17 protein-coding genes and 1 pseudogene are annotated in these 21,475 nt (G+C 71.5%); 6 read left to right on the forward strand and 12 right to left on the reverse strand.

Features of this window, described 5'->3' with window-relative positions; translation table 11 throughout:
* Positions 1-58 precede the first annotated feature (58 nt).
* The 6 genes from OKJ99_RS07185 to OKJ99_RS07210 all read right to left on the reverse strand — a co-directional run bounded on the left by OKJ99_RS07185 (position 59) and on the right by OKJ99_RS07210 (position 6,403).
* Entirely contained in the window at positions 59-700 is a 642-nt protein-coding gene (locus OKJ99_RS07185) for a bifunctional DNA primase/polymerase (protein WP_326014950.1), read from the reverse strand.
* A 146-nt stretch (positions 701-846) separates the two neighbouring features.
* Positions 847-1,197 (reverse strand): hypothetical protein, encoded by a 351-nt coding sequence (locus OKJ99_RS07190; protein WP_326014952.1) that lies wholly within the window; start codon positions 1,195-1,197, stop codon positions 847-849.
* A gap of 138 nt (positions 1,198-1,335) precedes the next feature.
* The gene (locus tag OKJ99_RS07195) at positions 1,336-2,715 is read right to left on the reverse strand and encodes an AAA domain-containing protein (protein WP_326014953.1); all 1,380 of its coding nucleotides are present in this window, start codon (positions 2,713-2,715) and stop codon (positions 1,336-1,338) included.
* Positions 2,712-4,319, reverse strand: a complete 1,608-nt coding sequence (locus tag OKJ99_RS07200) for a hypothetical protein (RefSeq protein ID WP_326015076.1) — start codon at positions 4,317-4,319, stop codon at positions 2,712-2,714. Before OKJ99_RS07200 ends, OKJ99_RS07195 begins: the two co-directional genes overlap by 4 nt.
* 73 nt (positions 4,320-4,392) lie before the next feature.
* A complete protein-coding gene (locus OKJ99_RS07205) occupies positions 4,393-5,550 on the reverse strand; it encodes a hypothetical protein (protein ID WP_326014954.1) in 1,158 nt (385 codons plus the stop codon).
* Positions 5,474-6,403 carry a phosphatase PAP2 family protein gene (locus OKJ99_RS07210; protein WP_326014955.1) on the reverse strand — a complete coding sequence of 310 codons (930 nt, stop codon included), beginning with the start codon at positions 6,401-6,403 and terminating at the stop codon, positions 5,474-5,476. Before OKJ99_RS07210 ends, OKJ99_RS07205 begins: the two co-directional genes overlap by 77 nt.
* A gap of 242 nt (positions 6,404-6,645) precedes the next feature.
* On the opposite strand from OKJ99_RS07210, the gene OKJ99_RS07215 reads away from it, so the two are divergent.
* Positions 6,646-7,254 (forward strand): histidine phosphatase family protein, encoded by a 609-nt coding sequence (locus OKJ99_RS07215; protein WP_326014956.1) that lies wholly within the window; start codon positions 6,646-6,648, stop codon positions 7,252-7,254.
* Positions 7,255-7,285: 31 nt separating this feature from the next.
* Here the strand turns inward: OKJ99_RS07215 and OKJ99_RS07220 are convergent, their stop codons facing one another.
* Complete coding sequence (locus tag OKJ99_RS07220; protein ID WP_326014957.1) at positions 7,286-8,668, reverse strand: tetratricopeptide repeat protein; 1,383 nt, start codon at positions 8,666-8,668, stop codon at positions 7,286-7,288.
* A gap of 335 nt (positions 8,669-9,003) precedes the next feature.
* On the opposite strand from OKJ99_RS07220, the gene OKJ99_RS07225 reads away from it, so the two are divergent.
* Complete coding sequence (locus OKJ99_RS07225; protein ID WP_326015077.1) at positions 9,004-9,408, forward strand: hypothetical protein; 405 nt, start codon at positions 9,004-9,006, stop codon at positions 9,406-9,408.
* A gap of 238 nt (positions 9,409-9,646) precedes the next feature.
* A complete protein-coding gene (locus OKJ99_RS07230) occupies positions 9,647-10,519 on the forward strand; it encodes a spermidine synthase (RefSeq protein ID WP_326014958.1) in 873 nt (290 codons plus the stop codon).
* Between the two features lie 67 nt (positions 10,520-10,586).
* Here OKJ99_RS07230 and OKJ99_RS07235 read toward each other — a convergent pair whose 3' ends face one another.
* A complete protein-coding gene (locus OKJ99_RS07235) occupies positions 10,587-11,162 on the reverse strand; it encodes a superantigen-like protein SSL4 (protein WP_326014959.1) in 576 nt (191 codons plus the stop codon).
* A gap of 261 nt (positions 11,163-11,423) precedes the next feature.
* On the opposite strand from OKJ99_RS07235, the gene OKJ99_RS07240 reads away from it, so the two are divergent.
* From OKJ99_RS07240 to OKJ99_RS07250, 3 genes and pseudogenes are all read left to right on the forward strand, one after another.
* On the forward strand, positions 11,424-12,113 hold the full coding sequence (locus OKJ99_RS07240; protein WP_326014960.1) for a response regulator transcription factor: 690 nt from the start codon (positions 11,424-11,426) through the stop codon (positions 12,111-12,113).
* Positions 12,110-13,507: a sensor histidine kinase gene (locus tag OKJ99_RS07245; RefSeq protein ID WP_326014961.1), complete on the forward strand. Its 1,398-nt coding sequence runs from the start codon at positions 12,110-12,112 to the stop codon at positions 13,505-13,507. Before OKJ99_RS07240 ends, OKJ99_RS07245 begins: the two co-directional genes overlap by 4 nt.
* A gap of 232 nt (positions 13,508-13,739) precedes the next feature.
* Positions 13,740-14,639, forward strand: a pseudogene (locus OKJ99_RS07250) (chitinase); the annotation flags it as partial.
* A 112-nt stretch (positions 14,640-14,751) separates the two neighbouring features.
* On the opposite strand, the gene OKJ99_RS07255 reads toward OKJ99_RS07250, so the two are convergent.
* The 4 genes from OKJ99_RS07255 to OKJ99_RS07270 form a co-directional block, all read right to left on the reverse strand.
* Positions 14,752-16,401, reverse strand: a complete 1,650-nt coding sequence (locus OKJ99_RS07255; RefSeq protein WP_326014962.1) for a bifunctional aspartate transaminase/aspartate 4-decarboxylase — start codon at positions 16,399-16,401, stop codon at positions 14,752-14,754.
* 28 nt (positions 16,402-16,429) lie between these two features.
* The gene (aspT, locus tag OKJ99_RS07260) at positions 16,430-18,133 is read right to left on the reverse strand and encodes an aspartate-alanine antiporter (protein ID WP_326014964.1); all 1,704 of its coding nucleotides are present in this window, start codon (positions 18,131-18,133) and stop codon (positions 16,430-16,432) included.
* Between the two features lie 16 nt (positions 18,134-18,149).
* A complete protein-coding gene (aspT, locus tag OKJ99_RS07265) occupies positions 18,150-19,826 on the reverse strand; it encodes an aspartate-alanine antiporter (RefSeq protein ID WP_326014965.1) in 1,677 nt (558 codons plus the stop codon).
* Between the two features lie 105 nt (positions 19,827-19,931).
* A complete protein-coding gene (locus OKJ99_RS07270) occupies positions 19,932-21,383 on the reverse strand; it encodes a GH1 family beta-glucosidase (RefSeq protein WP_326014966.1) in 1,452 nt (483 codons plus the stop codon).
* Positions 21,384-21,475: the final 92 nt, after the last annotated feature.

The raw sequence follows: 21,475 nt of genomic DNA on the forward strand, positions 1-21,475 counted from the left end.
ATCAGGGACTCGAACCCCGGACACGCGGATTAAGAGTCCGCTGCTCTAACCAACTGAGCTAATGGCGCCGGTTGACGTCGTAGACATTAGCACCAGGATCGGGGGCAGGAAAAATCGAAATGCGTACCGCGGCCTGCGCACTCGCGCGGGCCGCCCGGACGCATGCCCAGCGCATCACCTCGGGCCCCGGCAGCCATGGGTGGCGGGTGTCGGGGGCGACCACCCAGCGGGATTCCTGGCGCTGGTCGGGCCGGAGCGCGGCGCGGGTCGTGGGGGCCGGGCCCGTGACCGCGTCGCCGGCGCCGTGGTAGAGCAGCGGCGGCACCGCGGGGCCCCACTCCTCCCAGTGGAGGAGGGACGGCAGACGCTGGGCCGTGCCCGGCGCGGTGAACAGGAGCATGCGGCCCCGGTGCGTGGCGACGGGCCCCGAGCCGGGCCCCTCGGACCAGAGGCGGTCTAACATCCGCCGGCCGAAGATCGCGGGCACGTTCACCACGTCGAAGACGGATCCGCAGGGGAGGACGACGGGGGCCGTGGGCCGCGACTCCCAGTGGGCGAGCGTGGAGCGGGGGTACGCCCCGGCCGAGGCGAGCCAGGCGGCGCCCTCGGGGGTGACGTCGCAGATGTCGAAGTGGTCATGCGCGCCAGGGGCCGTAGCCGACGGGGCGTGGGGGGAGTACGGAGGCGTCGCGGTGCTCATGCCTCATACATCTACAGGGGGTGAGGGGGTGATCGCCAAGGGTTGCGGAAAATCGGGACAGGAGTGGGCGGGGTGGAGTATCTTGCCCACTGGCATATGCCAAACGATCATTACGGCCCCGCGGCCCGGCCCCGGCACGGCCCTCGCTACGTCGTCTGCTCCTGGGTCCCGCGCAGCAGATCGCGGCCGAACTCGACCATCTTCTTCGCGTAGTCCTCGGTCCAGTCCGCGCGCTCCGCGATGTCCGCCGTGGTGAGCCGGTCGAAGCGGCGCGGGTCGGCGAGCTGGGCCGCGGCGACGGCCTGGAACTCCATGGACCGGTCCGCCGCCGAGCGGAACGCGTGCGTCAGCTCCGTGGCCCGGGTGAGCAGCTCGCGGGGGTCCTCGATGGACTCCAGGTCGAAGAAGTGCTCCGGGTCGGCGGACGCGTCCGCGGGTTCGAAGATCAGCGGGGCGGGTCGCAGCCGGGGCTGGTGGGTTCGGTCGGGCTCCGCCATGGTGCGGCCTCCTGTTGCCGGGGTGGCCCGCGGTTCGGTGCCGGGCCACCTTCCATTGTCCGTCGGCCCGCAAGAGGGCGGGGGGCTCCGCCCGGGGCCGGGTGCAAACGATCGGGGCTCTGCCCCGGACCCCGCTCCTCAAACTCCGGAGGGGCTTGAAGGGCGGACCGGCTGCTCAAGGTGGACCCGGTGATCCGCCAGGCGGGCCAGCACCGAGTGGTTCGCTTCCCAGCCGTCCGGGAATTTCACCGTCACGCCGAGTTGTACGGGATCCGCCGACGGGTGTTCGTCCAGGAGGTCCGCGACCCCGGCCCGGCACACCACCACGCACGCGTGCCGATGCCGCGACGCGAGGACGCAGAGCCGGCCCGTCTCCAAGTGGAACGCCGTCGCGTCCGGGCGTCCGGACAGCGGGTGCAGGACGACGGTGACGTCGAACTCCCGGCCCTGAAGCCGGTTCGCCGTGTCCACGGTGACGTCGTGCACATCCAGCTCGGCCAGCGCCGCCCGTACCGCCGCCGCCTGGTCGCGGTGCGCGGTGCCGACGCAGATCCGCTCGGCCGTCAGCGAGCCCTCGCCGGACTCGGAGCGCGTGACGCCCTCCCGGTCGAGCAGCCGCCGTACGACCAGGGCCACGGCCCGTACCGCCTCCGGGTCCGTACGTGGCGTGTGCGCGGCGGGCAGTTCGAGCAGGCCCCAGCCGGAGGCCGCGGCCTCGTCGATGACGCGGTCGGGGCCCGAACCGTCCGACGCCACCTTGAAGTCCAGCTCACGGTCGCCCTCGTCCGTGCCGCTGCGGAACGGCGTGTACGGGTAGAAGGCGTCGGAGACCAGGGGCGCCGCCGAGGCCGGGAGCCGCCAGGAGACCGGGAGCCGGTGCTGCGGCAGCTCCGGGTTGTGGGCCAGCAGCGTCGACACCGCCGAGGCCGACGGGTCGTAGGACAGGCCCGCCCACTGCTCCGCCCCGACGATCGAGAACGGGTCCAACTGCCCCGGGTCGCCCACGAACAGCGCCCGCTCGAACAGCCCCGCGACGGCCAGCAGGGAGTCGGAGCGCATCTGGTACGCCTCGTCGACGATCGCGTGCGGCCACGGCCCTCCCGCGTCGGAGGCCTTCACGTGCGCCCACTTCGCGGCCGTCGAGACGACGATCGGCAGTGGGGCCAGATCGCCGGCCTTCGTCGACAGGCGGACGTTCGGCAGGTCGTCGAGCGCCTTCTCGTACGCCTCCGGGTCGCTGCTGTGCAGCCGGCCGACGGCCAGCTCCGGGTTCTTCGCGTGGAGGCGCAGGACGAGGTCGTCCACCTGCGCGTTCGTCTGCGCCACGATCATCAACGAGCGTCCGGCGTCCGCGAGTTCGAGCGCTGCTCGCACCACGAGGGTCGACTTCCCGGCGCCCGGCGGCGAGTCGACGACGATGCCGCGCGCCGTGCCGTGCAAGGTGTCGCGGAGGATGGCGGCGGTGGCCTGCCCCGCCGCATCGGACGGGCTGAGGGCGGTGGTCGTCGTCGTGGTCACAGCACGTCCTCCGAAGTCACGGTGTCGGGCGACTCCGCGCCCGTCCCCGGCGGGCCGCCGTGCGTCCACGGTGTCTCCTCCGGATCGGGCAGCTTGGGGCCGCCGCGCTGCTCGTGCTCGAACAGCGTCCAGCACACCCGCTCGCCCTTCTCCGGCAGCGAACCCTCGGCGGGCTCCTTGCCGCGGCCCATCTTGTCCAGGATCCGCAGCACGACCGGGGCGTCCGCGCCCCCGGCGCCCTCGGCACCCCCGGTCTCGTATCCCACGAACTCGGCCGTCTGCGGCTTGCCTTCGAGGGAGCGGTACACCTTCACGCCCACGCCGAGGCGCGGCCCGTCCTCCGTGCGGAGCGTGACCAGCGGGCGGGGCCGCTTCTTCTCGTTGTACGCCGCCACCACCTCGGTCACCTCACCGGCGAACGCCTCGCCCGCGAGGCGGCGGCCCGCCATCACCAGCGGATCGTCCAGCGCCTCCTGCGCGTCCAGGCGGGCCTGCTCGCGCTCGCGCGTGGCCAGCTTGTTCGCCGCCGTCACCGCGTCGTCGCGGCGCGGCTGCGGGGGCTCGCCCGCGAGGACCCGGTCGCGGTGCCCGGTGAACGACCAGCGGTCGCGGGTCCAGCGCTCCGCCGCGTAACCGCCCTCGGGCAGCGTGCACAGCTGGTCGAGGCCGCGCCACACCGCGTCCCACGTGGGCCGCGTGCGGGACTCGACCAGGGCGTGGATCTCCCGCTCGGCGGCGGTCAGTTCGGCGAGCCGGCCCTCGGCCTCGATCGCGTCCTCGGCGGCCGCGTGGCGCGTACGGGCCTTGTCGTAGCGCTCGATCGCGGGCGCCAGCAGCTTGTTGTCGAAGGCGGGGTCCGTGGCGGGGCCCGCAGGCGGGCAGAGCAGCTGGCCGTGCCTGTCGCGGTCCAGCTCGGCGCCGAGCGCGGCCGCGGCTCCCGAGGTGCCCTCCGGTGCCTCGATCCAGGTGAGCAGCGCGCCCAGGTGCTGGTCCTCCAGGCTCGACTGGCCCGTCGCCCAGTGCCGCGACAGCAGGTCCGTCATCGCGAGCAGCAGGGCGGAGCCGGGGACCCGCGCGCGCTCCCCGAAGTGCGTGAGCCAGCGGCCGAGGAGCGGGACGTGCGGCGGCGCCGGATAGGGCGTCTCCGGGTCCTGCTCCGCGGTGCGGCGAAAGCGCATGGAGCGGCCGAGGAGGCGGATGAACTCGATGCCCGCGCGGCCCGGCACGATCAACTGCGGGGCGTCCGCGCACAGTTCGACCTCGACCTTGACCTTCTTGCCGGTCTCCGCGTCGACCTCGCTGCGCTCGGCGGCCTCGACTTCGGCGGCGTACGTGTCGATGTACGGCAGGACCTCGTCGGCCAGTTGTGTCAGGAACGCGAAGCGGAGGTCGCGGTCGCGGGGCTGCGGGACGACCAGCAGGCGCGGTGACGTGCGCTCGGTGCCGACGAGCGCGCCGAGCGGGGCGCCGGTCTCGCCGGCCGTCGTGAGCGGCACGAGCACCAATGGGCGCTGGGACAGGTGGCGATGGCGCACGGTGGCGCTGCGCTGGGCTCGGCCGGTCGCGGTGGCTTCCAGCCGGGCCAGATGGTTGATCAGGCTCACCGGTGCGCCTCCCATTCAAGCCCCTGCGGCGATTGAGCAGCGGGGTCCGGGGCGGAGCCCCGAGGCGTAAGGATCAGCACCGCGCACCGCCGAGTGCCTCGTCCCGCAGCTGCGCCGCGCGGCGCAGCGCCGCCACCGTCGGGTCCGCCGGGTCGCCCGTCTCGCCGTGGGCCGCGGCCAGGACCTCGTCGACCGTGGTCAGCGAGCCGAGTTCGGCGCGCAGGGGGCGGCCGAGCGCGGTCACCGCGCCCTCCTCGCGCGCGTGGTCGCGACAGTGGAAGGCCAGCTCGCACGCGGCCAGGCACTCCGGCGCGTACGTCGCCGGAACCGACTCGACCGCCGCCGTCAGCTCGGCCGGGGGCAGCTCCGGGTCGAAGACCGTGCCCGGCGGGAGCGCCGCCGCGATGTCCTCCACGCGGGTCAGGCGCTCCAACTGGCGGCGCGTCACCGAGCGTTGCTTGCGCACGTCGACCGCCGACGCCGCCGGCAGGTTCGAGAAGTTCTTGGGGCACACGAGCACGATCCGGTCGCGGACCCGTACCCCCGCGTCCGGCATCCGGGCCGCGACCTCCTCCAGGGCCAGCACGTACACCGCCGACTGGCGGGCCGCCGCGCCCACCTTCGACGCGTCCGCCGCGCCGTCGATCATCGGGAACGACTTGATCTCGACGACCGTCCAGCTGCCGTCCGGATGCACCACCACGGCGTCCGGTTCGAGGAACGCCGGGCTGCCCGCCACGTCGAGCGCCAGCATCGGGTGGTCGAGGAACGTCCAGGTCCCCGGCGACTCGACGGCCTCCCGGAGGGCGAGCGCGGTGCGCGCCGTGCGGCCCTCGGGGCCGATCGCGGAGAGGTCCGGGGCCCGTACGAGATCGGGGGTCGGCTCGGGCGCGACGCCGTCCACGCGCGCGTGGACGAGCCCCAGCAGCTCCGAGCCGCCGTCCGACTTCACCCGCGCCTCGAACACATTGCCGCGGGCCAGGGCGAACTGGGACTGGCCGAACGAGGACGGTGAGCCCAACGCATCCGCTATGCGCGCCTTGTCGACCCCCGCGCCGTCCAGGAGCGCCCGCCTTCGGCAGCCCGGGTTGGCCGCGAGTGCGGCCAGGGCCCGGGCGTCCAGCGGGCGCGGCGGATGGTCCGGGCCGCGCAGTTCAGCGAGCCGGTGCCGCAGCCCCGTCGCCGCTGTCCTGCGACGTGGCTGCCTTGCGCTGTCGGGGAATTCGCTCACCCGGGGAAGTCTGGCACTCTCCACTGACAATCGGGGCTTGCGTGGCGGAAGGGGCGGCCGACGCCCCCGCGAGCAGGCCGTACGCCCGGTCCTTCAGGCGTGCCGCGACGAGCCGCACCGGCTTCGTCAGGAGCAGGCCCGCGGCCATCACCGCGACCCCGGCGAGCGCGTCGAAGAAGTAGTGGTTGGCCGTGCCCATCACGATGACCGTGGTCATCAGCGGGTACCCGACGCCCACCGCCTTCACGTACGGGGACTTGGCGTGCCGCCACAGCAGGACGCCGCACCACAGCGCCCAGCCGACGTGCAGGCTGGGCATCGCCGCGTACTGGTTGGTCAGGTCGCCCATGCCCTTGGGGGCGCTGGCCGCGCCGCCCCACCAGCCGTACGAGCTGTAGTGGGCCATCGTGTCGATGAAGCCGTGGTGCGCGGCGAGCAGCCGGGGCGGGCTGGTCGGCAGCAGGACGAAGCCGATGAGGCCGATCATCGTCGAGGTCATCAGCCAGGTGCGGGCCGTCCGGTAGATCTCGGAGCGGCGGCGGAACAGCCAGACGAGGACGATCGGGGTGATCAGATAGTGGAGCGAGGCGTACCAGAAGTCGGCGGGGATGCCGATCCACGGTTCGCGGGTGAAGAGACGGTTCAGCGGGTGCTCGAGGTTGAGGTGGACGGCCTGCTCGGCCCGGAGGATCGCGAGACCGTGGTCGACGGCCTGCCGCACGTCACCGCCGGCGAGCAAGCGGCCTGCCGAGTACGCGCCGTACACCAGAAGGATCAGCGGCAGCTCCGTCCACCAGCGGAGCCCGGCGCCGGGTATCGCTTCCGTGCGCGGTGCCTCGTCGGTCTGCGACATGCGGGCCGCTCCCCCTCTTCGTTCGTGCGGCGGCCTCTGGCCACGGCCTCACTTTACGGCGTATATGGGGCTCGGCATGGGTGACCCCTGACCCTCCTAGACGCAGCGATCACGCTGCGGGTTGCCCGCCGGGCGGCCTCCCTGTGGGTTGCGCGATGATGGACGGGGCGATCCTTCCCGCTCGCTCTATGTTCACCCTTGAACCCTTGTAGTTGCTTGTAGTTTCGAAAGAGGCCCCGCTCATGGCACCGCGCATCCTGTTGGCCCGGCACGGACAGACCGAATGGTCGCTGTCCGGACGGCACACCGGGAGGACGGACATCCCACTCCTGGAAGAGGGCAGGCGCGGCGCGAAACTGCTCGGCGAGCGGCTCGGGCGTGCGCCTTTCGACGAGCAGCTCGGGCTCGACGGGGTCGAGGTGCGTACGTCTCCGCTGGTGCGCGCGAGCGAGACGTGCGAGCTCGCCGGATTCGGGGAGCGGGCGACCACCTGGGACGCGCTCATGGAGTGGGACTACGGGGCGTACGAGGGGCTGACACCCGCGCAGATCCAGGAGCTCAGGCCCGGCTGGTTCATCTGGCGGGACGGGGTGCCGGAGGGGGAGTCGCTCGCCGAGGTGACGGCGCGGGCCGACGAGGTCGTGGAGTGGGCGCGCTCCGCCGACCGGGACGTCCTGGTCTTCGCCCACGGCCACATCCTGCGGTCGATCGGGGCGCGTTGGCTCGGACTCCCGCTGGACTTCGCCGCGCGGATCCGCTTGAACCCGACGTCGCTGTCCGTACTGGGATGGGCGTACGGCGAGCCGGCACTGGAGTCGTGGAACGACACGGGCCACCTGACGGCGGGCTGAACCGGCCCGGGCCGGCAGCGGCCGGGGAGGGTTACGCCGAGCGGCGCGACAGCGCGTGGGTGTCCAGGAACGCGGAGACGCCTGACGCGCGGCGGTGGGGGAGAAGCACCCGCGCCGTCGTGGCCAGCATGCCCTCGATGCGTGAAGAGCGGACGTCCTGGAGGAGGTTGAGCGCGCGCAGGCCGGCGGAGGCCGATTCGTCGGGGTGGCCCGCGCGCGCCAGGTCGTCCGCCAACTCGGCCGTGTACAAGGCCATGTTGCGGGTGAAGTGCGGGTCCTGGAGGGCCACCGCGCGCCGCGCGTGCAGGGAGGCGCGGTCCCAGCCGCCCAGCGCCGACCAGCACTGCGCCTCAAGGCCCTCCAGCTCGGCCTCGCCGTAGAACGACATCCACTCCGGATCCGTGTCCGACGCCCCCCGCGCGAACAGTGCCTGCGCGCGGGCGAGCGAGCGTTCGCAGGACGGCTGGTCGCCCAACCCGGCCCAGCCGCCCGCCTCTCGCAGGGCGAGGAGGGAGAGCAGGCGGGGGGAGCCGAGGCGGGAGGCCACGCGGGTGGCCGCCTGCGCGGCGCGAACCGCCTCGCGGGGGCGGCCCGCGTCGCGCGCCAGGAACGCCGTGTTGCAGAACGCGTGCGCCTCCAACGCCTCGTCGCCCGCCATCCGTGCCGTCGCGAGCGCTTCCGCGTAGTGCGAGCGCGCGTCGTCGAAGCGGCCCGAGTCATGGGCCAACCAGCCGACGGAGATGGCCAGTTCGCCCGCTCCGGTCTGCAGGCGCTCGGTGACCTCGCGCTGGCCCGTGCCCGCGTCGAGCAGTTCGAAGGCCGTACGCAGGGGAGCCGAGGCCCGCCGGTACAGGCCGTCGGCGCCGTGCCGGTCGTCGAGCAGCCGGATCCGCCGGATCGCCTCCTCGACGGCACCGATCCCGGCCCTCGCCGGATGCCGGTCGAGGTCCGCGGGAAGCGTGGGGACGCCGAAGGGCGCCAGGGTGGCGACGGCCACGGTGGCCGTCGAGCCGGTCATGCCGGTCATGAATGCGCGACGTCGCACGTCGCTCTCCTTGTTTGCTGCGTGTTCTGCGTGGCACGTGTACTGCGCGTCGGCGGTGGCGGCGGGGCGCGCACCCCGGCCACGTACCGCAGAGCGGGGCGCGAACCCCAGGTCCGCGAGGGTCCGGCCCGGGAACATGTGCAGGAACACCCGCTCGTACGCGTAGTTGGGGCAGCGGATCTCGCCGGCCTCCACGCGTCCGATGTAGCGCGCGTCGCAGCTGACCCGCTCACCGATCTCCCGGGCCGCGCGCCGCACCGCGGCCGCGAACTCGCCCGGCGAGCGCTGACCACGCAGCTCCCGGAAGGCGAGATTCGGTCGTGGAGACTGCGGCGTCGAGATGTCCGAGGCGATCGGCGACGACGTCATGAGCGGGTCCTCCCGTGCGAACCGTGCCGGACGGCAGGGAAGTTGGGAGTGCCCGGGATCCCGAGAGGGAGGGGCGCCGCGACTTCCTTGTTCCGGCGAGGCTCGAAGGTACCGGCTGTGACGACCGCGACACGCTGGGTTTGGCTACAAACCGGATATCTCACCCACGATCCGCCATGAACTGCCATCCTTTGCGGCGGCGTGCCGCCGTAGCTGTTGACGGCACGTGCGCGTTGAACCATGCGGCGAAACCCCACGAGCGAGGAGGGGCCGACGTGTTGGACGCGGTCAAGACCACGGTGTCATTTCCCACGACCCCCACGACCCCCACGACGGTGCGGCATCGGCCGAGCGAGGAGTGCAGCGCACCGCCGCCCGGCGACTGCGACCTGGTCACGGTGCCGTCCCGGCAGGGCCTGGAGGCGGTCGACATCCTGCGCCGCGGCTGTACGGAAACGGTTGGCCCCGTGCTGCACGACGGGGGCGGCGACACCCTCGGCTTCCTCGTGCCGCCCGGCACCGCCGACGGCTGGGACCTGCCCGGCAGCGACTGCACGCACACGCAGGGCCGCGGCCTCGCGATCGGCGTGCGCCCCGACCCGCCGGTCGAGGGCACGGGCTGGCTGCTCCCGCCGGACCCCGTGGAACGCCCCACGGACCTGATCACCGACCCCGCGGTGCTGCGAGCCGCGCTCGGCGAGGCGGCCCGCATGATCGAGGCGGCGGACAACTGCCGTTGAGCCGTTTCGTGCGGGGCCGTCGATAATGGCCGAATGGCAAGGTCGCGAGGGCTGTGTCTGCCCGGGGGCCACCCCCGGACCCCCGGCCGGGCGGGCCGGTCGACCGTGGGTGCCGGAGGGTGCTTGTGGCGGGGCGGTGGTGTGATCGAGGCGGCGGGCGGCTGCCGTTGAGCTCGTACGTGCGGGGGCTTGGAGCCCGGAGTGGCTCGGGTGTGATGGGGCTGTCGATAATGGCTGAATGGCAAGGTCGCGAGGGAAGCAGGCGCAGGGGCGTGCGGGGCGGGAGGCCGTGGTCGAGGAGGTTGACGGCGGGCTCGCCGAGCTGGTGCCCGACCGGGACCGGCCGGCCGGCTGGACGTTGCTCGTGGACGGCGCGCCGCAGTCCCACGTGGACCTCGACGACCCGGGCCACCTCTCCTTCGAGTACCAGCGCCGCATCGGCCACGTCATCGATCTGGCCGCAGAGCCGGGCCGCCCCGTGCAGGCCGTGCACCTCGGTGGCGGGGCGTTCACGCTGGCCCGCTACGTCGCCGCGACCCGGCCCCGCTCCACGCAGCAGGTCGTGGAGCGGGACGGGGCGCTGGTCCAACTCGTGCGCGGCACGTTGCCGTTGGATCCGGGGCAGCGGATCCGGGTGCGGACCGCCGACGCGCGTGAGGCGCTCGCCAAGCTGCCCGACGACTGGGCCGACGTCCTCGTGGCCGACGTGTTCAGCGGGGCGCGTACGCCCGCCCATCTCACCAGTACGGAGTTCCTGACCGAGGTGCGGCGCGTGCTGCGGCCCACCGGGACGTACGTCGCCAATATCGCGGACGGGCCGCCGCTCGCGTATCTGCGCGGTCAGATCGCCACCGCCGCGGCCGTCTTCCCCGAGCTCGCGCTCGTCGCCGATCCGACGGTGCTGCGTGGCAAGAGGTTCGGGAACGCGGTGCTGGTCGCCTCCGCGGGGGTGTTGCCCGTGGCTGAGCTGACGCGGCGGGCGGCGGGGGATTCGCATCCGGGGCGGGTCGAGCACGGGAAGGAGCTCGCGCTCTTCACGGGTGGGGTGGGGGCGGTCACCGATGCGTCGGCGAAGGCGTCTCCGGCGCCGCCGCCCTCGGTGTTCCGCTAGTCGTTGCCCACGTCGCGGGGCTCTGCCCCGGACCCCGCGCCTCAAGCGCCGGCGGGGCTGGAAGGGGTCAGTATTTCGCGGTCTCGACCGTTGGTTCGTGGTCGTGCCATGTGCAGAACACTGAGACTTTTTTCTCGCCCGAGGTGAACTCGACGCGGATCCACGTCGGCTGTTTCCACACCTGGACCGACCAGCCCGCGGCGGGCGTCGCGGAGACGAGGGTCGCCGAGGTCTTCTGGAGGTCGAAGACCGCGCGGCCGCCGGTCGTCGCGTAACTCTTGACGGAGCCGGAGGACGGCGGCGCGGGGGACGTCGTACGAGGGCGGGGCGAGGGGGATGCCGACCTCGACGCGGGCGGCGACGTACGGCTCGGTGACGCCGACGGTTCGCGGGTCGACGTCGACGGTTCGGGCCTGTGCGTCGACGAGGCCACCGGCGGCTCCGCGTCCGGCTCGTCCTGCGTGGCCGCGACGGGCAGCGCCTGCGGCGGGTCGTACACCGTGCCCGACATCACCGTGTGCACGCCCCACCACGACAGCGTCACCGCGGCCCCGGTGGCGAGCAGCCACGCGACGCCGTGGGTGAGCCGGCGACGGCCGGGGTGGTCCTGGTTCCGGGAGGGCGGGGGCGGGCTCTCGTGCATCGCGGGCCATACTGCACCACACCGGCCCCGGCTGTCCCGCGAGGACCACAGTCACCCGGGAGAGGCCCAGGGTCTGGGTGGAGTGATGGCCCGGGCTCGCGGGGCGTGGCACGCACGCTCGCTGCGTTGCCGAAAAATCCTAGTAGCTCCGCTACGAGGACTTCCCGGCGCCTTGCGATCGCACGCCCCACGCCCCGCTCCCTTTCCGGACCATCACTCCACCCAGACCCTGAACGGCCGGATGGCGTACGGTGCCGTCCCATGGCAAGTGTGCTCGTGGTCGAGGACGACCAGTTCGTACGCTCAGCCCTCATCCGGCACCTGACCGACGCCGCGCACGCCGTGCGCAGCGTCGGCACGGCTCTGGAGGCGCTGCGCGAGGTCGCCCATCTCCGGTTCGACGTGGTGATCCTGGATCTTGGCCTGCCCGATCTCGACGGGGCCGAGGCGCTGAAGATGCTGCGCGGGATCACCGACGTGCCCGTGATCATCGCCACTGCGCGGGACGACGAGGCCGAGATAGTGCGGCTGCTGAACGACGGCGCCGACGACTATCTGACCAAGCCGTTCTCGCCCGAGCACCTGTCCGCCCGGATGGCCGCCGTGCTGCGCCGCTCGCGGGGGACCACGGGCGCGGAGCCGCCCTCGCGGGTGATCCGGGTCGGCGGGCTGTCGATCGATCCGTTGCGGCGGCAGGCGGAGCTCGATGGTGCGCCGCTGGATCTGACGCGGCGCGAGTTCGACCTGCTGACGTTCCTCGCCGGGCGGCCCGGCGTCGTCGTCGCCCGCAAGGAGCTGCTCGCCGAGGTGTGGCAGCAGTCCTACGGGGATGACCAGACCATTGATGTGCACTTGTCCTGGTTGCGGAGGAAGTTGGGGGAGACTGCCGCCCGGCCGCGGTATCTGCACACCCTGCGCGGCGTCGGCGTGAAGCTGGAGCCGCCGGCATGAGGTGGGCGCTGGTGAAGGTGTGCCTCGCCGTCACGACGATGGTGGTGGTCGCCTTCGCCGTACCGCTCGGCCTCGTGATCAAGGAGATGGCGCGGGACCGGGCCTTCTCGAACGCCGAGCGGACCGCCGCCGCCATCGGCCCCACCCTCTCCATCACTACCGACCGCGACCAGCTCGACCGCGCCCTCGCCACCGCGCAGACCGGCGGCGAGGACCGGATGTCGGTGTACGTCCCGGCCGGCGGCGGGCACGAGGCGATCCGGCTCGGCGAGCAGCGGGTCGGGCGGGACCGGCTCGACATCCGGCAGGCCACCGTCGTGGACGTGCCGGGCGGCTCGGTGTGGCTGCAGCCCATCGCGGTGAGCACCGGCAAGATCGCCGTCGTCGAGGTGTACGTGCCCGAGGCCGAGGTCACCAATGGTGTGACGACCGCGTGGGTCGTGCTCGGGGGTGTCGGCATCGCGTTGATCATCGGGTCGGTGGCGGTCGCGGACCGGCTCGGTGGCCGGATGGTGCAGCCGGCGCAGCGGCTCGTGGGTGCCGCGCACGACCTGGGGGACGGGAAGCTCGGGGCGCGGGTGCCCGAGGACGGTCCGACCGAGCTGCGGCTCGCCGCCGTGGCGTTCAATTCCATGGCTGATCAGGTTGTTCAACTGCTGGCGAACGAGCGGGAGTTGGCGGCCGACCTGTCGCACCGGCTGCGTACTCCGCTGACCGTGCTCCGGCTCAACGCGGCTTCGCTCGGGGACGGGCCCGCCGCCGAGCAGACCCGGGCCGCCGTGGAGCAGCTGGAGCACGAGGTCGACACCATCATCCGCACCGCGCGCGAAGCGAAACCGCAGACGGCGGCGGCAGGACCCGGCGCGGGCTGTGACGCCGCCGAGGTGATCCGCGAGCGCATGGACTTCTGGTCGGCGCTCGCCGAGGACGAGGGGCGCAAGGTGCGGGTCGCCGGGGTCGACCGCCCCGTACGCCTGCCGGTCGCCCGCGGTGAGCTGGCGGCCGCGCTCGACGCGCTGCTCGGCAACGTGTTCCGGCACACCCCGGAGGGCACGGCGTTCGCGGTCGACGTGCACCGGGCGGAGGGGGCCGTGATCGTGCTCGTCTCCGACGGGGGCCCCGGCATCGCCGACCCGGAGGCCGCGCTGGCCCGCGGCACGGAGGGTGTCGAGGTCGGCTCGACCGGGCTCGGCCTGGACATCGCGCGCCGGGTCGCCGAGTCCACGGGCGGCGACGTGCGCATCGGCTCGTCCATGCTCGGCGGCACCGAGGTGCGGATCTGGCTTCAGCTGGAGGGGTACCGGCCCGTCGAGGGGCGTCGCGGGCACGGGCGGCGCGGCCGGGAACGCAAAGGATTGGTCTCGACCTTTAACCGGTCCCGATCCCTCACTTAAGCCAACCCTAAGATCCTCAACGCCCTTCCCTGTTGCCCGAATTGCCGGGTTGCGGATCGCTAGCGTCTGCCGGAGCCAACCCCCCACGTAGACCTAAGGCAGGCACGCGATGAGCAGCAGCATGCACCGGCGCAGGATCAGCGGCAGGAAGAAGGCGGTGGGCGGTGTCGTGGCCGCCGCTCTCGTGGGCGGCGGCGCGTTCCTCTTCTCCTCCGGCGCGTCCGCCGAGGTGACGAGCTCGGGCGCCGCCTTCGCTCCGTACGTCGACACCTCGCTGCAGCCGAAGTTCGACCTGGTCGGCTCCTCCAAGGCCACCGGCGTCAAGGAGTTCAACCTCGCCTTCATCACCTCCGGCGGCGACTGCTCCCCGAAGTGGGGCGGGGTCACCGACGTCGGCAGCGACGAAGTCGCCGCGCAGATCGGCGACTTGAGGTCGGCGGGCGGCGACGTACGCGTCTCCTTCGGCGGCGCGAGCGGCACCGAGCTGGCGCAGGCCTGTTCCTCGGCGGGCGACCTTGCGGCGGCGTACCAGAAGGTCATCGACAAGTTCGACCTCACCAAGGTCGACTTCGACATCGAGGGCGGCGCGCTGCCCGACACGGCGAGCAACACCAAGCGCGCCGAGGCGATCGCGACGCTGCAGAAGGACAATCCCGACCTGAACGTCTCGGTGACGCTGCCGGTGATGCCCGAGGGGCTCACCCAGGACGGCGTGAACTTCCTCAAGAACGCCAAGGACAACGGCGCCTCGCCCGACCTCGTCAACGTCATGGCGATGGACTACGGGGCGTCCTACAGCGGAGACATGGGCGACTACGCCGAGCAGGCGGCGACCGCCACGCAGGCGCAGGTGAAGTCGGCCCTCGGCCTGTCGGACGCGGACGCCTGGAAGGCCGTCGCGATCACCCCCATGATCGGCGTCAACGACGTCTCGTCCGAGGTCTTCAAGGTCGAGGACGCCACGCAGCTCGTCTCCTTCGCGAAGGAGAAGGGCCTCGGCGGACTGTCCATGTGGTCGGCGACCCGCGACAAGGCGTGCGAGGGCGGGGCCTCCGACTCGGCGCAGCCGACGTGCAGTTCGATCGAGCAGGAGGCGGACGCGTTCCAGAAGGCGTTCGCGAAGTTCAACTAGCCACCACGTAGCCACCACGTAGCCATCAGAGGCAGCCATCACGCCCCACACAGGCGGGAGCCCCGACCGGCTCACCCCCCATCCGGCCGGGGCTCCCGTGGTGCGCAGGGGCCTACGCCTGCGAGGTCCGCCACTCCTCCGCGTAGTCGTTGAAGATGCCGCGCAGATGGTGGCCGATCTTCAGATAGTCCAGGTTGTCGAGGTTGGCGAGCGAGACGCGGACCGACCACTCGGGGCCCTCGAAGCCGCCGCCGTTGAGCAGGACCACGCCCGTCTGCTGGGCGAGCCGGAACAGGGCGTCGACCGGCTCGTAGTTCTTCTCCAGGAACCGGGCGAACGACGTGCCGTGGACGCGCTCGGCCTCGGCGAGGAGGTCCAGCTCGATGTAGTAGGCGGCCCGGTGGGGGTCTTCGTGGATCTTCATCTGGGCGCCTTCGAGGAGCAGGTCGAGGCGCTGCTGGACGATGGAGCGGATCTTCTCCTTGTACGCCTGGCCCTCCTCCAACATGTCGAACAGGGAGAAGAGCGCCATCATCACCTGCTGCGGCAGCGAAAGGCCCGCCGTGTGGTTGAGCGCCACCTGCCGGGAGTCCGCGACGAGCCGGTCGATGAACCTGATCTTCTCCGGCTCCAGGGTCAGCGAGCCGTACCGCTTGTTCAGCCGGTCCTTCTCCTCCTGCGGGAGCTGCGCGAGCCGCTCGTCGATGATGTTGTCGTCGTGCAGCCCGATCACGCCGAGCCGCCAGCCCGTGCACCCGTAGTGCTTCGAGTACGAGTAGACGAGCAGGGTGTTGCGCGGCAGGTCCGCGGCGATCGAGCGGAAGCCCTCCACGAACGTGCCGTACACGTCGTCGGTGACGAGCAGCAGGTTCGGGTTCTTCGCCGCGACGATCTCCTTGATCTGGTTCGCGACCCGGGTGCTCAGCGCCAGGGAGGGCGGGTTGGAGGGGTTCACCAGGCAGACCAGCTTGATCTCCGGGTCCTCCAGCTTGGCGACCTCCTCCTCCGGGTACCGCCACTCGCGCACGCCCGTCTCGGCGAACTTGCTGGCCGAGATGTACGTGACGTCGAACTCGTAGGTGTCGAGCTCGGGGATCTCGATGTACGGGGTGAAGACCGGGACCATCAGCGCGATCTTGTCGCCCTTCTTCAAGAGCCCGTTCTTCATGAGCGAGTCGAAGATGTAGCACATGGCCGCCGTGCCGCCCTCGGTGGCGAACAGCGACAGGTTGTCCGCGGGCGCCTTCTTGTCGAACATCTCGTCCGCGAGGTAGCCGCGCACCACCTGCTCGCCGTGGGTCAACATGCGGTCGGGTACCGGGTAGTTGTCGCCCGTGATGCCGTCCGTCAGCTCGTGCACCCACTCGTCCTTGTCGAACCCGAAGCGCTGGATTGCGTGCTGGACGCACTGCGCGAGGAGCTCGATGCCCGGCAGGTCCGGGTGGCGGCGTACGAACGTGTCGAAGCGCTCGTACGCGCCCTGCTTCTCCGGCATCCCGCCGAGGTTGTCGGCGGTCCACACGCGCCGCGACTCCTCCAGGGCGAAGTAGCCGAGCGCGTAGAACGCCTCGCGGGGTCCGGTGGCGATCCAGTTCGGGTTGCCGCGGCCCGCGTTGAGCATCTGGCGGCTGGACTTCTCCTTCTGGCCGGGCTGGTCGGCCTGCGCCTGCTCGGCGAGGTCGATGAAGATGTTCTTCAGCTCGAAGGGGGAGAGCTGGGCGTACTGCTGGATCTCTTCGCGCGTGAACGTCGTCTTGGTCATGAGAGGTCCTTAAGTGCGGTGCGGGGACTCAGTGTTGGAGGAGGACGATCACGGCGCCCCAGATGGTGAGGAGCACGTTGCCGACCGCGTACGGGATCGTGTAGCCGAGGGTCGGCACCTGGGAGCGGGCGGACTCGTTGATCGCGCCGATCGCCGCGGTGGTCGTCTGGCCGCCCGCGAGGACGCCCATCAGGATCGGGAAGCGGATCTTCTGCACGTAGTGGCCGAAGACGAAGCCGATGAGCAGCGGGATGACGGTGGCGACGGCGCCGAACACCAGCAGGCCCCAGCCGGCGTCGGAGAGCCCCGAGGTGAAGCTCGGGCCCGCGTTGATGCCGACGATGGCGACGAACATGCACAGGCCGAGCGTGTCCATGAACCACTGGGCGCCGGGCGGCACATTGCCGTACGTCGGGTACTTGCCGCGGATGTAGCCGAAGACCAGGCCCATGATGAGCGCGCCGCCCGACGTGGACAGCGAGATCGGGACGCCGGAGACGGTCAGCGCGGGGATGCCGATGCAGCCGCCGAGGAAGATGCCGAGCCCCACCCAGATCATGTCGGTGGCGAACGACGTCGGCACCGGCTTGCCGAGGGCCGCGCCCGCCGGGTCCACCAGGCGCTTGGGCCCGGTGAGAACGAAGGTGTCGCCGCGCTCGACCTTCGAGGAGAGGCGGTACGGGAACTCGGCGCCCGAGCGGTAGATCTTGTCGATATAGACGCCGACCATGAACGGTTCGCGCCGCAACTCCGAGACGGTCCTGCCCAGTTGGGCCTTCTCGGACGCCACCACGTGCAGCGTCTCCGTCTCGTAGCCGAGCAGTTCGACGTCGTCGGTCTCCCTGCCGATGTGGGTGCGGGCGTCGTAGTCGACGAGCGAGCCGCGCAGCGCGCTCACCGCCACGACGTCGCCCTCGCGGAGCACCGTCTGCTGGGTGTGGTCGAGGACCTTCCCTTCGCGGCGTACCCGTGTGAGGTAGATGCGGTGGCCGAGCTCCTTCTGCTGGCTCTCGAAGTCCTCGATGGTGCGGCCGACGATGTCGGGGCGTTCGATGGTGTACGCCCGCAGCACCACCTCGTAGTAGCCCTCGGCGAGGTCCGGGTCGTTGTCGGGGGCGTCCAACTCCTTCGCCATCAAGGCCGATTCGGCGGCGAGGTCCTTCTTGTAGAGCCTCGGCAGAATGTTGGCGAGCAGCATCGCGCAGAGGATGGTGCCGAGCGGATACGTCACCGCGTAGCCGATCGCGACGAGGTTCTCCTCGTGCTTGGCGGCGCCGGAGGACAGGCCCGGCAGGGTGCCGATGGCGTCCTGCGCGACGCCGATCACGGCGGACTGGGTGAGCGCGCCACCGAGCAGCCCGGCCGAGAGCCCGGGGCCGTAGCCGAGCATCGCGGCGAAGACCCAGCAGATCAGCAGGCCGGATACGCAGACCACGACGGCGTTGAGCACCTGCGGCAGGCCGTCGGTCTTGAGGCCGCGGAAGAACTGCGGGCCGACCTTGTAGCCGAGGGCGAACAGGAACATGATGAAGAACAGGCTCTTCACCGTGCCGTTGATCTCGACCTCGGTCCAGGCGCCGAGGAGCAGGCCCGCGATGAGGCAGCCGGTGACGGCGCCCAGCGCGATGGCCTTGTAGCGGACCTTCCCGAGCAGGAAGCCGAAGGCGACCGTGAGGAAGATCAGGAGTTCCGGATAGGGCTGGAAGATGTTCCGGTTGAGGAAGTCGATCACGTCGTGGGCCGTCCTCTCAGTTGCCGAGGATGCCGACGAGCACGGGGCCCGTCAGCGGGAGCAGGAAGTTGGAGAGGGCGTACGTGATCGTGTAGCCGAGCATCGGCACCGATGACTGCGCCACCTGGGTGACCGCGGTGATCGCGGGGGTCGAGCACTGCTGTCCCGCGATGGCACCGATCAGGAGCGGTTTCTCGATCTTCAGCAGCTTGCGGCCGACGAACAGCGAGACCGTCGCGGGGATCAGCACCATCGCGATCCCGGCGAACGGCAGCAGCGCCCCGTACTCCTTGATCAGCGGCCAGGCCTGCGGCCCGGAGACGAGCCCGGTGCAGGCGATGAAGACCGCGAGCCCCATGTCCTTGATGGTCGATGCGGCCTGCGGGGGGAACGCGCCGAACGTCTGCGAGCGCGAGCGGAACCAGCCGAAGAGCAGCCCGGAGATCAGGCAGCCGCCGCCGGTGCCGAGCGACATCGGGATGTCGCCGAACTTGACCACGACCTGCCCGAGCAGCGAACCGGCCGCGATGCCGAGCCCCAGATAGATGAAGTCGGTGGCGTCGTTCTTGACCACCGAGCCGATCCGCGCGACCAGCTTGTTCAGGCCCGAGCGGGCGCCCACCAGGGTCAGCACGTCGCCGCGGTGCAGCACCGTGTCCCCGTTGGCGGGCATGTCCTGGTCGCCGCGGGTGATGTCGGTGACGTAGACGCCGTCCCGGTAGAACTCGGGGAAGGCCTGCTGCGCCTCGTCGACGGTCTTCCCGTCCAGCGCCTTGTCGGTGACCGACACCTCGCGGGAGGCGAGCGGCGAGTCGAGGCCCGGCACGCCCGGCGTCTCCGGTCCGATGAGCCGGCCCGCCTCGATCACGTTCGCCCGGCGGCCGACCAGGAGCACCAGGTCGGAGAGGGTGAGCTCAAGGCCGGGCGCGACGTCGACGACCTTGCTGCCGCGCTTGACCGCCTCGACCGTGACCCGCTCGCCGAGCGAGGACTGCAGGTCGTCGACCGTACGTCCGTCAGCGCTCGTCACCAGGTACGTGCGGCCCACCATGCCCGGCAGGGCGGGGCGCTCGTCGGCCTCCAGGCTGCCGCGGCTGCGCGTGCGCTCCCACAGCTCGCGGGCGGCGTCGCGCAGGTTGATGCGCATCATCATCGGCATGATCTGGCTCGTGTAGAGCACGATCGTGATCAGGCCGAAGAGGTAGCAGACCGTGTAAGCGGTGGCGACATTGCCCTGGTACTCGGTGATCTGAGCGGCGGTGAGATTGCTGAGCTTGCCGATGGACTCGGTGGCGGTGCCGACCACGGCGGACTCGGTGGCGGCGCCCGCCAGGATGCCGGAGGCCGTGCCGACGTCCAGGTCGAACCAGCTCGCCAGGCCGAGCGCGATGCCGATGACACAGACCAGCTCGATGGCGCACAGCACGAAGAAGCGCAGGCTCTTCTTGTTGAGGTTGCGGAAGAACTGCGGCCCGGCCATATAGCCGAGCGCGAAGATGAACAGCGCGAAGAACACGGTCTTCACGTCGTCGGAGACCTGGGCCTTGGTCCAGGCACCGAGCAGCAGCGAGACGATCAGCGTCCCGCAGATGCCGCCCAGCGTCAGCGGCCCCACGCGCAGCTTCCCCACGAGGTAGCCGAGCGCGAGGCTCACGAACAGGACGAGTTCCGGATGGTCCTTGAGCACACCCATGGCGCTTCAGGACCGCTCGTATAGGCAGTTATCGGGCATATGCGAAAAATAAGGGCCGGTGCGCGCCGCTGCCACACGGCGCGCACCGGCCTGCTGCCCGCCGGGTCAGGATTCGGCGGGCAACCCCCCGCTGCGCGCCACCCGGGAGTACCAGGTGGCGCTGGACTTAGGGATGCGCTCCTGCGTCTCGTAGTCGACGTACACGGCGCCGAACCGCTTGCCGTATCCGTAGGCCCACTCGAAGTTGTCGAGCAGCGACCAGAGGAAGTAGCCCCGGACGTCGGCGCCCTGCTCGATCGCGTCGTGGACGGCGGCGAGGTGGGCGTGCAGATAGCGGATGCGGTCCGGGTCGTGCACACGGCCCTCGGCGTCGACCACGTCCTCGTACGCGGCCCCGTTCTCGGTCACGTAGAGCGGGATGCCCGGCGCCTGCGCGGTGTGGTCGAGGAGCAGGTCGGTGAGGCCGGTCGGGTCCACGGGCCAGTTCATGGCGGTGAGTTCGCCGGGCGCGTGGTGGAAGTCGACGTCGTCGGCGCCCGGCCACGGGGTGTGCTGACTGGCGCCGTGGCCGTCGAGGCGGGGGCCCTCCCGGTCGGGGCGGGCGGCCGAGACGACGGCCGGTGTGTAGTAGTTCAGGCCGATGAAGTCGAGCGGCTGGTGGATGGCCGCGGTGTCCCCGTCCCGCACGAACGACCAGTCGGTGATGGCCGCGGTGTCGGTGATCAGGTCGCGCGGGTAGGCGCCCTTGAGCAGCGGCCCGGTGAAGACGCGGTTGGCGAGGGCGTCGATGCGGCGGCGGGCGTCCAGGTCGGCGGGGGCCTCGGTGAGGGCCCTGACCACGCTCGGGTTCAGGCTGATGCCGACCTGGGCGCGGGCCGGCAGCACATCACGCAGGACCGAACTGGCGAGCCCGTGGCCCAGATTGAGGTGGTGCGCCGCGCGCAGCGCCGCCGCCGGATCCGTCCGGCCGGGGGCGTGCACCCCGGAGCCGTAGCCCAAAAAGGCGCTGCACCAGGGCTCGTTGAGGGTCACCCAGCTCTCGACGCGGTCGCCGAGCGCCTCGCCGACGAGCCCCGCGTACTCCGCGAACCGGTAGGCGGTGTCCCGCTCGGGCCAGCCGCCCGCGTTCTCCAGCTCCTGGGGCAGATCCCAGTGGTAGAGCGTCACCACGGGCTTGATCCCCTGCGCCAGCAGTTCGTCCACGAGCCCCCGGTAGAAGTCGAGCCCGCGCTGCACGGCGGGCCCGCGCCCGGTGGGCTGCACCCGCGGCCACGCCACGGAGAAGCGGTACGCGGTGAGCCCCAGGTCGGCCATCAGCCGCACGTCGTCCCGCCACCGGTGGTAGTGGTCCACGGCGACGTCCCCGGTGTCGCCGTTCAGCACCTTCCCCGGCGTATGACTGAACGTGTCCCAGATCGACGGCGTCCGCCCGTCCTCCCGCACGGCCCCCTCGACCTGATACGAGGCAGTGGCCGCCCCCCAAAGAAACCCAGCAGGAAACCGGGTCGCGACGGGGGCATTGGTGAGGGCGGTGCCGGTGTTGTCAGTGGTGGTCATATAGGAGCGCTCCCATGATGAAGTCGAAAGGCCGAGCCAAATCAAGCCCCTGCGGCGATTGAGCAGCGGGGTCCGGGGCAGAGCCCCGAGAC

It is taken from the genome of Streptomyces endophyticus, assembly GCF_035798155.1.
Classification (GTDB): Bacteria; Actinomycetota; Actinomycetes; order Streptomycetales; family Streptomycetaceae; genus Streptomyces; species Streptomyces endophyticus.

What these genes read in the sequence shown, in the direction of transcription:
- OKJ99_RS07185 (WP_326014950.1), bottom strand. Translation starts at nt 700, where the DNA reads ATGAGCACCGCGACGCCTCCGTACTCCCCCCACGCCCCGTCGGCTACG.
- OKJ99_RS07190 (WP_326014952.1), bottom strand. Translation starts at nt 1,197, where the DNA reads ATGGCGGAGCCCGACCGAACCCACCAGCCCCGGCTGCGACCCGCCCCG.
- OKJ99_RS07210 (WP_326014955.1), bottom strand. Translation starts at nt 6,403, where the DNA reads ATGTCGCAGACCGACGAGGCACCGCGCACGGAAGCGATACCCGGCGCC.
- OKJ99_RS07215 (WP_326014956.1), top strand. Translation starts at nt 6,646, where the DNA reads ATGGCACCGCGCATCCTGTTGGCCCGGCACGGACAGACCGAATGGTCG.
- OKJ99_RS07220 (WP_326014957.1), bottom strand. Translation starts at nt 8,668, where the DNA reads ATGACGTCGTCGCCGATCGCCTCGGACATCTCGACGCCGCAGTCTCCA.
- OKJ99_RS07230 (WP_326014958.1), top strand. Translation starts at nt 9,647, where the DNA reads ATGGCAAGGTCGCGAGGGAAGCAGGCGCAGGGGCGTGCGGGGCGGGAG.
- OKJ99_RS07235 (WP_326014959.1), bottom strand. Translation starts at nt 11,162, where the DNA reads ATGCACGAGAGCCCGCCCCCGCCCTCCCGGAACCAGGACCACCCCGGC.
- OKJ99_RS07240 (WP_326014960.1), top strand. Translation starts at nt 11,424, where the DNA reads ATGGCAAGTGTGCTCGTGGTCGAGGACGACCAGTTCGTACGCTCAGCC.
- OKJ99_RS07245 (WP_326014961.1), top strand. Translation starts at nt 12,110, where the DNA reads ATGAGGTGGGCGCTGGTGAAGGTGTGCCTCGCCGTCACGACGATGGTG.
- OKJ99_RS07255 (WP_326014962.1), bottom strand. Translation starts at nt 16,401, where the DNA reads ATGACCAAGACGACGTTCACGCGCGAAGAGATCCAGCAGTACGCCCAG.
- aspT (WP_326014965.1), bottom strand. Translation starts at nt 19,826, where the DNA reads ATGGGTGTGCTCAAGGACCATCCGGAACTCGTCCTGTTCGTGAGCCTC.
- OKJ99_RS07270 (WP_326014966.1), bottom strand. Translation starts at nt 21,383, where the DNA reads ATGACCACCACTGACAACACCGGCACCGCCCTCACCAATGCCCCCGTC.